Annotated in this window: 4 protein-coding genes; 1 reads left to right on the top strand and 3 read right to left on the bottom strand. The window is 70.9% G+C overall.

Features of this window, described 5'->3' with window-relative positions:
* Positions 1-94: 94 nt before the first annotated feature.
* The 3 genes from msrB to betT form a co-directional block, all read right to left on the bottom strand.
* Positions 95-502 carry a peptide-methionine (R)-S-oxide reductase MsrB gene (gene msrB / locus ACYVE9_RS12740; RefSeq protein WP_461027921.1) on the bottom strand — a complete coding sequence of 136 codons (408 nt, stop codon included), beginning with the start codon at positions 500-502 and terminating at the stop codon, positions 95-97.
* Positions 502-1,914 carry a UDP-N-acetylmuramate--L-alanine ligase gene (gene murC / locus ACYVE9_RS12735; protein ID WP_461027920.1) on the bottom strand — a complete coding sequence of 471 codons (1,413 nt, stop codon included), beginning with the start codon at positions 1,912-1,914 and terminating at the stop codon, positions 502-504. The genes msrB and murC overlap by 1 nt, the downstream gene beginning before the upstream one ends.
* A gap of 176 nt (positions 1,915-2,090) precedes the next feature.
* Entirely contained in the window at positions 2,091-4,223 is a 2,133-nt protein-coding gene (betT, locus tag ACYVE9_RS12730) for a choline BCCT transporter BetT (protein ID WP_461027919.1), read from the bottom strand.
* A 487-nt stretch (positions 4,224-4,710) separates the two neighbouring features.
* Between betT and ACYVE9_RS12725 the strand changes: the two genes are divergently transcribed.
* Entirely contained in the window at positions 4,711-6,180 is a 1,470-nt protein-coding gene (locus tag ACYVE9_RS12725; RefSeq protein WP_461027918.1) for an aldehyde dehydrogenase family protein, read from the top strand.
* The last annotated feature ends 31 nt before the right edge of the window (positions 6,181-6,211 follow it).

Raw genomic sequence — 6,211 nt, 5'->3', positions numbered from 1 at the left:
GCCGCCACGGCCCGGCACCCCCGGCCCGCCGTTCCCGCCCCCGCCGCTCGACGGGGGCGGGTCGTTCCGCCGCCTGCTTTCCGCGCGACGGCCCTCAGCTCTCGGCGGGCTCCAGCCGGAGCGAGATGGAGTTGATGCAGTACCGCTGGTCGGTGGGCGTGGGATACCCCTCACCCGTGAAGACGTGCCCCAGGTGGGAGCCGCAGCGGGCACAGCGGACCTCGGTGCGGGACATGCCCAGCGAGGTGTCCTGGAGCAGTTCCACCGCGTTGGAGTCGGCCGGGTCGAAGAACGACGGCCACCCGCAGTGCGACTCGAACTTGGTGTCGGAGCGGAACAGCTCGTTGCCGCAGGCGCGGCAGCTGTAGACGCCCTCCGTCCTGGTGTCGGTGTACTCCCCGACAAAGGCGGGCTCGGTGCCGGCCTTCCGCAGGACCCGGTACTCCTCGGCGCTCAGTTCGGCGCGCCACTGCTCGTCCGGTTTGTCGATCTCGTAGGGCATCAGTTGTCTCCGTTCGCCAGGCGGGCCAGGATTCCGGGGCCGAGCTCGGTCACGTCACCTGCTCCCATGGTGAGAACGAGATCACCGGGCCGGGTCATTCCGGCCAGCAGCTCGGGGATCTCCGCCATGGTGTGCGCGGCCCGGGTGGTGGCGCCGGCCGCCTGTGCGGCGTCGATGATGAGCGCGCTGGTCACGCCGGGGATCGGGTCCTCGCGCGCGGGGTAGATGTCCAGCACCACGGACGCGTCGGCCAGGGCCAGTGCCTGCCCCATCTCGGCGCCCAGCTCCTGGGTGCGGCTGAACAGGTGCGGCTGGAACACGACGAGGACCCGGCTGTCGCCCCGGTCGGCGACGGCGCCGCGGATGGCGGCGAGGTCGGCGGTCATCTCGGTGGGGTGGTGGGCGTAGGAGTCGATCACCTGTACGCCCGCCTCCTCGCCGATCAGCTGGAGACGGCGCTTCACCCCGGTGTAGGAGGCCAGCGCCGGGGCGAGCACCTTCGCCTCGACACCCGCGGCGGCACCGGCGGCGAGCGCGGCCACCGCGTTGTGGGCGTAGTGGGCACCGGGCACGGAGACGGTGAACGTGAGCTGCTCACCGCCGAGTTCGGCGGTGACCTCGCTGGTCAGTCCGCGCGGCGTGACGGAGAGCACCCGCACGTCGGCGTCGTCGGCCGCACCGTAGGTGACGACGGTGAGGTCCTCCCGGCCGCGCACCCGGGAGGTGAGTTCGCGGGCGCCGGCGTGGTCCGCGGAGACGACAAGCGTGCCGCCGGGGCGGACGCGGGCGACGAACGTCTCGAAGGAGGCGTGGATCTCCTCCATGGAGGCGTAGTTGGCGTGGTGGTCGAGCTCCACATTGAGGATGATCGCCACGTCGGGGGCGTAGCGGTGGAAGCTGCGGTCGCTCTCGTCGGCCTCGGCGACGAACAGCTCACCGGTGCCGTGGTGGGCGTTGGAGCCGGGCTCGTCGAGGTCTCCGCCGATCGCGTACGACGGGTCCAGGCCCAGGGTGCGCAGGCTGACGGCGAGCATGGAGGTGGTGGTGGTCTTGCCGTGCGTGCCGGCGACGGCGATCGGGCGCAGCCCGTCCATCAGCGCGGCCAGCGCGTCGGAGCGGTGCACCACGGGGATGCCGAGCCGTTCGGCGGCGGCCAGCTCGGGGTTGTCGGGGCGGATCGCGGAGGAGACCACCACGGCGGTGCTGGCCGGGTCGAGGTGGTCGGCGCGGTGGCCCAGGTGCACGGTGGCACCGAGTTCCCGTAGCGCGGCGACGGTGGCGGACTCCTTGGCGTCGCTGCCGGCGACCTCGGCACCGCGCTGGGCGAGGATCTTCGCGATGCCCGACATGCCGGCTCCGCCGATTCCGACGAAGTGCGGCTTGTCCATGCCGGGCGGGGCAGCCGGTGCCATGTGCGGGTCTCCCTCGACGTCGTCCTCGGACCGGCCACGGCTCGGCCGGGTCCGGGGACGATTCTGTCACTCCCCGCACCCGGCCCGAGCCGCACCCGGCCGTCGGGCCCGGGACGCGCCCGGCAGGAGGGCCGGGCCGCACCCGCCGCCGGGCGACCGCTCGGGGCTGCGCCGTGTCAGCGCTCTCCCTCGGGCAGGTCGACCTCGGCGGTGTCGGGCCGGTGGTCGGGCAGCGACGAGCGGGCGGACGCCTCCCGGTGCAGCCGGAGGAACTCCAGGTGCCGCTCGTACTGGTCGAGGATGTCGCCGATGAGCTGCTCCCTGCCGTAGCCCATGACGTTGTACCCCTGGCTGCCCTCGGCCAGGTGCACCTCGAAGCGCACGTAGGTGTCGTGCTGGGTGACCGAGCGGGTGGCGAAGGCGGGGGTGGCCGTCTCGATCGGCCACACCCGGTAGAGGAACTCCTCCTTGTCGCCGATGGGCACCCGCAGCTCCACGTGCGGGATGCCGACCGCCTCGTCGCGCTCCTCTGTGATCAGGGCTTCCACGCCCTGCGAGCGGAGCTCCTCGGCCACCTCCCGGAACGCTGGGCGGCAGATCTCGTCGACGAACTTGGCGCCGGCCCGCTTGCCGGGGAAGCTCATCGCCCGGGCGAGGCGCATCCGCCAGCTCGGGCCCGCCGCGGCACCGCGGTGCGTCGTCCGGCCGGACAGTGACAGCGGCAGCGAGGTGGTCAGCGCCTCCGCCCGCATGCCCTCGGTGCGCAGCGCCTTGTAGAGGCCCCACATGATCAGGAACATCACGAACGAGAACGGCAGCCCCATGACGATGGTCGCGCTGGTCAGCGCGGTCACCCCGCCGACCAGCAGCATCGCCAGCGTCAGCAGGCCCGTCGCCGACGCCCAGAAGATCCGCAGCCAGGGGGCGGCGTCGGTGACCGGGGTGGGCAGGTGGGAGCTGAGGTTGCTCATGACCAGCGCCCCGGAGTCCGCTGAGGTGACGTAGAGCAGCAGTCCGACGAAGGTGGCCAGTCCGGCGCTGAAGGTGGCTCCGGGGTACTGCTCCAGCAGCCCGTAGAAGCCCTGTTCGGGAAAGTTCATCGCGGTGTTCCCGAACTCGGTGTTGCCCTCCCGGACGATGTTCAGCGCGCTGTTGCCGAAGACGGACAGGAAGGTCAGCGTGAACAGGAACGGGATGATCAGGGTGGCGGCGACGAACTGCCGGATCGTGCGTCCCCGCGAGATCCGGGCCAGGAACAGTCCGACGAACGGCGCCCACGCGACCCACCAGGCCCAGAAGAACAGCGTCCAGGCGTTGAGCCACTCCGTCGGCTGGTCGTAGGCGAAGGTGTTGAGGGTCATCGACGGGAAGCGGCTGACGTAGTCGCCGATGTTGAGGATGAGGGTGTTGAGCAGCCGGATCGGGCTGTCGGCGAACAGCAGGTAGAGCATCAGCACGATGGCCAGCAGTACGTTGAGCTGCGACAGCCGTCGGATGCCCCGGTCGACGCCGGCGACCGCGGAGACGGTGGCCATGAGCACGGCGACGATGATCAGCCCGATCTGCGCGGGGGTGCCCTGCGGCACCCCGAAGAGCACGTCGAGCCCGTAGTTGAGCTGGACCACACCGATGCCCAGGGACACCGAGATGCCGAAGACGGTGCCGATGATGGCCGCGAGGTCGACCGTGTCGCCGATCCTGCCGTGGATGCGGCGGCCGATGAGCGGGTACAGCGCCGAGCGGATGGCCAGCGGGAGGCGGTAGCGGAAGGCGAAGTAGCCCAGCACCATGCCCATCAGCGCGTACATCGCCCAGCCGGTGATGCCGTAGTGGAACAGGGTCCAGACGACGGCCTGCCGGGCCGCCTCGATGGTCTCCGGGTCTCCCTCCGGCGGGGCCAGGTAGTGGCTGACCGGTCCGGCGACGGAGAAGAACATCAGGTCGATTCCGATTCCCGCCGCGAACAGCATGGCCGCCCAGGCGAACAGGCCGTAGTCGGGGGTGGAGTGCTTCGGCCCGAGTTTGATGGTCCCGTATCGGGAGAGGGCCACGTAGAGGACGAAGAGCAGATACAGCGTGGCCGCGAGGAAGTAGTACCAGCCGAATCCGGTGGAGATCCAGTCCACCGCTACTCCGATGGTGTTCTCGGCACCGCTCGGCGTGATGATCGCCCAAATGGAGAGGGCCAGGATCAGCGCCGACGAACCGAAGAAGACGACGGGTTTGAGCCGGCTTTCCCCGGGTGGTCTTTCGGCGATCGTGGCGTCCTCGTGCTCCGCGACGTTTCCGCTCTGTCCTTCGGTCGACACGGTCTTGTCCCTCCTGTGTACGGTGCCGGCGGAATGCGACCGCGGACGGCGGACACCCGGCCGCCGATAGGGGTCGTTCCTCCGCCGTGCCTGGTCGGCGCCCCCGTGCGGGGGGTGCCGACGCGGACCGGTCCCGTCGGCAGGAAGGAATACCTGGCTGCTTCGGGTGGTCCGCCGGCTCGTCGCGACGCGCCTGCGTCGAGATTTCTCGTCGCCGCCGACTCGAGCCGGAACATTATCCGTTTCAGGGCGATTATGTGCCGGTGACTCGACGTGATCAACAGTCGATGCGCAATCCGCCGCTGATTCTCGCGTCCGTTCCGCGCCCGCCCGGTCCGTCCGGCCCGGCCACGCCGCGCGGGGGCGGCCGTGTTCGCGTGGCACTTCGCCGCACCGCACGCCTACGATGGAAATCGGCAACTCCCCGGCAGGACTTCCCCGGTGCGGCGGTACGGCGTCATTCGACTCGACCAGGAAAGCAAGGAACATGTCCAGTCTGTTTATCGGTGGGAAGTGGGTGGCGGCCGCGGGCGGCGCCACCCGCGAGGTCCTCAACCCCTATGACCGGTCCGTGGTCCGAACGGTGGACGAGGGCGACGCTGCGGACGCGGAGGCCGCGGTCGCGGCGGCGAGAGCGGCGTTCGACGGCGGACCGTGGCCGGCGTGGTCGGGACGGCAGCGGTCCGACCTGCTGCACCGGGTGGCGGAGTACCTCCAGCGGGACCGGGCGGAGATCGCCCGGCTGGAGACGTTGGACACCGGCAAGACACTCACCGAGGGCGGGATCGACGTCGACGACGTGACGGCGGTGTTCCGCTACTACGCCGGGCAGGCCGAGGCGGACTCCGGGCGGGTGGTGGACGCCGGGGACCTCCGCGTCCGCAGCCGGGTGGTGCACGAGCCGCTCGGCGTCTGCGCGCTGATCGCGCCGTGGAACTACCCGCTGCTCCAGGCGTCGTGGAAGGTCGCGCCGGCACTGGCCGCGGGCAACACCATGGTGGTGAAACCGAGTGAGATCACGCCGCTGAGCACCGTGAAGATGGTGGAGCTGATCGAGGAGGCGGGCGCGCCGCCCGGTGTCGTCAACCTGGTGCTGGGCCCCGGGGCGACGGTCGGGGCCTCGATGGTGGAGAGCCCTCAGGTCGACCTGGTGTCGTTCACCGGCGGTCTGGAGACGGGGCGGCACATCATGCGCGCTGCGGCCGGCACGATGAAGAACATCGCGCTGGAACTCGGCGGCAAGAACCCCAACATCGTGTTCGCCGACGCCGACTTCGAAGCCGCGATCGACTACGCCCTGATGGCCGTCTTCTTCCATGCGGGCCAGGTGTGCTCGGCCGGCACCCGGCTCATCGTGGAGGACTCGCTGCACGACGACTTCGTCGCCGAGCTGGTCACCCGGGCCGAGCGCATCAAGCTCGGCAACGGGCTGGACGCGGACACCGAGAGCGGCCCGCTGGTGTCCGCGGAGCACCGCGACAAGGTCGAGGCGTATGTGGCGCTGGGCGTCGAGGAGGGCGCGCGGCTGGTCGCGGGCGGCAAGCGCCCGGACGACCCCGCCCTGCGGGACGGGTTCTTCTACCGGCCGACGGTGTTCGACGACTGCACCCGGGACATGCGCATCGTGCAGGAGGAGACCTTCGGCCCGATCCTGACGGTGGAGCGCTTCACCGACGAGGACGAGGCGATCGGGCTCGGCAACCACACCGACTACGGGTTGGCGGGCGCCGTGTGGACCACGGACACCGCACGGGCCGAGCGGGTGGCGCGGCGGCTGCGGCACGGCACGGTGTGGATCAACGATTTCGGCCCGTACCTGCCGCAGGCGGAGTGGGGCGGCTTCAAACGCTCCGGCATCGGCAGGGAGCTCGGCGAGGAGGGCCTCGCGGAGTACCGGCAGGCCAAGCACATCTACGAGAACACCGCCCCGGAGCCGCAGCGCTGGTTCGCGCGCTGACCGCGGGCCACGGCCCGCGCCGGCTGCGGGC

Source organism: Streptomyces sparsus (assembly GCF_054776295.1).
Note: the sequence above shows the minus strand (reverse complement) of the source record. Positions and strands in the feature narration are given on the sequence as shown.